The sequence below is a fragment of the Sandarakinorhabdus rubra genome (assembly GCF_010994245.1).
In the GTDB taxonomy this organism is placed as follows: Bacteria; Pseudomonadota; Alphaproteobacteria; order Sphingomonadales; family Sphingomonadaceae; genus Sandarakinorhabdus; species Sandarakinorhabdus rubra.
On record NZ_WMHO01000230.1, the window covers coordinates 1 to 3949 of the forward strand.

The following is a 3949-nucleotide window of genomic DNA, read 5'->3' on the forward strand; positions in this document are numbered from 1 at the left end:
CGAACTGGCGCTGGTCTGCCTGGTGCAAGGCCGGGTGCAGGTGAGCGCGCAGCCGCCGGCCATGCAGCTGCTGCTGGCCGCGCTGAAAGCGGGCACGCCGCTGGCTCGGCTCGACGCCGATGCGCTTGCCCAGTTGCCGGCACTGGCGGCCGCCGGCGCCCTTGTTCCTGCCACCGGAGACGGCCGATGAATCCCTATGCTGCAATTGCCGCGATGCTCTCCCGCCTGCCCGAGGCGCTGTGGCTGCTGGTCTGCCGGTTCGGCATTGGCGCCATCTTCTTCCTGTCGGGCCGCACCAAGGTGGATGGGATCTTCACCCTGAAGGACAGCACCTATCAGCTGTTCGAATATGAATATGCGCTGCCGCTGCTGCCGCCGGAGCTGGCCGCGCAGGCCGGCACGCTGGCCGAACATGTGCTGCCGATCCTGCTGGCGCTGGGCCTGTTCACGCGGATCGGCGCGCTGGGCCTGCTCGGCATGACGGCGGTGATCCAGTTGCTGGTCTATCCCGACGCCTGGCCCACCCACCTGTCGTGGACGGCGATCCTGCTGCCGATCATCGCCCGCGGGCCGGGCGCGCTGTCGCTCGATCATCTGCTGGGGCTGGAGCGGCCGCGCGTGCCGGTCGCGGCCGCCGCCTGATGCTGGCGCTCCTGCTGGCCGGCGCGCTGGCCTGCCCCGCCACCGGCCTGAGCGTCGCCGTGCTGGGTTCGGGCGGACCGATTGCCGAGGGGCGCGCCGGGCCGGCCTATGTGGTGCTGGTGAACGGGCGCCCGCGCCTGCTGGTCGACGCCGGGCCCGGTGCGCTGCTGCGGCTGGGTGAGGCCGGCATCCCGCCCGAAACGCTGGATGCCATCGCCATCAGCCACCTGCACGTCGATCATGCCGGCGACCTGCCGGCCATCCTGAAATCGGCCAATTTCGCCGATCCGCCGGCGCGCCTGGCGCTGTTCGGTCCGGATGGGCGCGGCCTGTTCCCCGGCCTTGCGCAGCACATGGCCAGCCTGCTGGAGGCGCGCAGCGGGGCGTTTCGCTATCTGTCCGACTGGCTGGCCGGGCCGCAGCCGCGCCTTGTCATCACCGAAGTCGCCTCAGGCGACAGCGACAGCGGGCACGAGACGCTGCTGATCGACCGGCCGGACTATCGGCTGTCGGCGCTGGCCGTGCATCATGGCGTGGTGCCGGCGCTGGCCTTCGTGGTGAGGAGCGGCGGCCAGACCGCCGTGCTGGCCGGCGACCAGAGCGAATTTTCAGACGGCTTCGACAAGGCACTGGCGGGCAGCCGGCCCGGGCTGCTGGTGATGCATCACGCCATTCCCGAAGGCCCGGGCCAGCCGCGCGGCCTACACCGGCCGCCATCGGCGATCGGCCAGGCCGCCGCTGGGCTGGGCGCCGGGCGGCTGGTGCTGTCCCACAACATGAAGCGCGCGCTCGACCGGCAGGCGGAAGGGCTGGCGGCGATCCGGCAGGCCTATGCCGGCGCGGTGAGCATCGCGCACGACGGCGGCTGCTATCCGGCCTCAAAACCGGAGTGAGGCGATGACCTGTGCCGGATCGGCGCGGCGGCGGAAATCGACATCGACATGGGCGAAGCGCACCCGCATTCCCACCTCGATCACGAAGGTGGCCGGGATCGGCAGCACCCCGCTGGCAGCACCATAATGTTCGGCGAGGTCCAGCCCGTCGCGCGCATATTCAGCCACCAGGTCGACCCCCAGGAAATGCGCCAGCCCCAGCGCCGCACTGGCGCCGAAATCAACATCACACAGAACCTGCGCCTGGCGCCCCACCAGCGCTGCCATGGCAGCGGCGCGGCCATTGGTTTCCGGCGTCACCACCACCAGCCGGCAACCAGATTCCGCCAGCAGCGGCAGCGCCGCCTGCCAGCTTTCCAGCTCGGCCCGGCACCACGGGCACCAGAGGCCACGATGAACGCTGAGCACAATCGGGCCATCGCGGCACAGTTCCGACAGGCTGGTGAGCCGGCCGGTTGCATCGGGCAGCACCAGATCCGGGAATTGCTGGCCGGCCACCGGCGCCAGCCGGCCGGCGCCCACCCGCCGCAACCGCGCCACCAGCCGATCGGCACGCGCGTGCCAAACCGGATCAACGGGCTCAGCCGTCGGCCACGGTACGGGGGATTGCCGCCCAGGCAAGCGGGAGGACGGGTCACGCAGGTTCATGCCCGCCCATAGGCTGGCCCGCATCACCGTGAACAGCGCACTGCTCTCATGAAGTGCATAGGCGTCGGCTATGAAGCGGCGGAGCATGGTCAATGATCGCGCGCTGGCCACCAGAGCGGGCCGACCAGCAGCAGCAGCACGATGATGTTGAAGCCCGCGTTGATGGCGTGGCCCGAGGCGATGGAGCCGGCGCTGTCGAGCAGGCACCAGGCCAGCAGGCCGCCGACCACGGCGCGACGCACCGGCTCCGGGGCGAGCGCATGCACATTTGTCGCCAGGAACCAGACCATCATGCCCCAGCCGAACAGAAAGCCGCCGGTGATGGCGGTGAGGAAGCGGGTGGTCGGCTCGGCATAGGTCTCCGCGCCATCAAGCGGCCAGGCCAGCACATCCAGCGACCAGCGCGCCGGCTCCTCGATGGCCGGCAGCGTGCCCAGCGAGAACACCGGGCCGAAGATGGCGATGGCGATGGCAGTGAACTTCAGCCAGCGGCGGTGCTGCGCGACAGTCATGATTCGCCCTCCTTTCGCAGCGCAGGATGGCGGATTTCTGTAGCGAGCGCTACAGAAATTCTCCGGAGGGCAGCGCCGCCTGCGCCGCCTCGGCCAGCGCGCTGTCACCCACCATGTCGAACAGCGCGATGCCGTCGATCAGCGCCATCACCAGCGCCGCCTGCTGTCGGCGCTCAGGCCCGGGCGGGGCATCGATGCGGGCGTCCAGAAAGGCCATGAACTGATCGAGGATGCGCCGCGCCAGCGCCGGGAAGGGCGCTTGGCCGCGGGCGGCTGCCGCCACGATGTCGATCCACAGCCGCATGGAGGGTTGCATCGCCGGGCTGCGGACCAGCTCGCTGGCGGCCAGCATCAGCTGTGCCGGCGGCAGCGGCTGTGCCGGCAATGCGGTGTCCAGCCCGACGGCGATCGCATCGGCCAGCCGCCCGATCACCTGTTCCAGCACATCGGCCTTGTCGCGGAAATAATAGAGCAGCATGCGGTCGCTCACCCCGGCGGCGGCGGCCAGCGGGCGCAGGCTGGTCTGCGCCAGCCCGTTGGCCAGCAGGTGCGCGGCCAGCGCCTCCACCACCCGTTCGCGCTGGTCTTCCCGGATTCCCATGACGTCCTCTTGCTGCCGTCGCCCTCATGCTGGCAAGAGGGCAGCCGTCATGCCAACCCCGCCCGCCAACCTGGAAACGCCCTGCCTGCTTCTGGACCGCGACCGGCTGGATGCCAACATCGCCCGGCTGCAGGCCCATCTCGGTGTGCTGGGCGTGCCGCTGCGCCCCCACATGAAGACGGTGAAATCCATCGACGCTGCCCGCCGGCTGCACCCCGATGGCCCCGGGCCGATCACCGTGTCCACCCTTGCCGAGGCCGACTATTTCGCCGGCCATGGTTATGCCGACATCATCCACGCCGTCGGCCTGGCGCCGCAGCGCTGTGATCGCGTGCTGGCCTTTCGCGCCCGCGGCGTCGATCTGAAGCCGGTGCTCGACACGGTGGACCAGGCCCGGGTGCTGGGCGAGGCGGCGCAGGCCTCGGGCGTGAACGCCGCCGCACTGATCGAGATCGATTGCGACGGCCATCGCGCCGGGGTGGCGCCGGACAGCGCCGAGCTGATCCGCATTGCCGATGAACTGGCGCGACACGGCGTCGAAGTGGCTGGTGTGTTGACCCATGCCGGCGGCTCCTATGCCGGTGGCGGGCCGGCGGCACTGGCCGCGTCCGCCGAGGCGGAGCGGGCAGCGGCGGTGTTTGCGGCGCAGCGGC

Annotated in this window: 7 protein-coding genes; 4 read left to right on the forward strand and 3 right to left on the reverse strand. The window is 70.7% G+C overall.

Annotated elements, in window-relative coordinates; translation table 11 throughout:
- The 3 genes from GJV64_RS12240 to GJV64_RS12250 all read left to right on the forward strand — a co-directional run.
- On the forward strand, positions 1-190 hold a 190-nt coding region (locus tag GJV64_RS12240), incomplete at its 5' end, for a hypothetical protein (protein WP_164157505.1).
- A complete protein-coding gene (locus GJV64_RS12245) occupies positions 187-642 on the forward strand; it encodes a DoxX family protein (RefSeq protein ID WP_164157507.1) in 456 nt (151 codons plus the stop codon). The genes GJV64_RS12240 and GJV64_RS12245, both read left to right, overlap by 4 nt.
- Positions 642-1535, forward strand: coding sequence for an MBL fold metallo-hydrolase (locus GJV64_RS12250; protein ID WP_164157509.1), 894 nt, complete (start codon positions 642-644; stop codon positions 1533-1535). The genes GJV64_RS12245 and GJV64_RS12250 overlap by 1 nt, the downstream gene beginning before the upstream one ends.
- Here GJV64_RS12250 and GJV64_RS12255 read toward each other — a convergent pair.
- Genes GJV64_RS12255 through GJV64_RS12265 form a run of 3 tightly spaced genes read right to left on the reverse strand, consistent with a single transcriptional unit; the run spans position 1521 to position 3296 of the window.
- On the reverse strand, positions 1521-2270 hold the full coding sequence (locus GJV64_RS12255) for a peroxiredoxin-like family protein (protein WP_164157511.1): 750 nt from the start codon (positions 2268-2270) through the stop codon (positions 1521-1523). The two genes, GJV64_RS12250 and GJV64_RS12255, sit on opposite strands and share 15 nt — an antisense overlap.
- A 2-nt stretch (positions 2271-2272) precedes the next feature.
- Positions 2273-2695 (reverse strand): hypothetical protein, encoded by a 423-nt coding sequence (locus GJV64_RS12260; protein WP_164157513.1) that lies wholly within the window; start codon positions 2693-2695, stop codon positions 2273-2275.
- 49 nt (positions 2696-2744) lie between these two features.
- Positions 2745-3296, reverse strand: coding sequence for a TetR/AcrR family transcriptional regulator (locus GJV64_RS12265; RefSeq protein WP_164157515.1), 552 nt, complete (start codon positions 3294-3296; stop codon positions 2745-2747).
- 49 nt (positions 3297-3345) lie between these two features.
- On the opposite strand from GJV64_RS12265, the gene GJV64_RS12270 reads away from it, so the two are divergent.
- Positions 3346-3949: alanine racemase (locus GJV64_RS12270; RefSeq protein WP_205599623.1), on the forward strand; the 604-nt coding region annotated here is incomplete at its 3' end.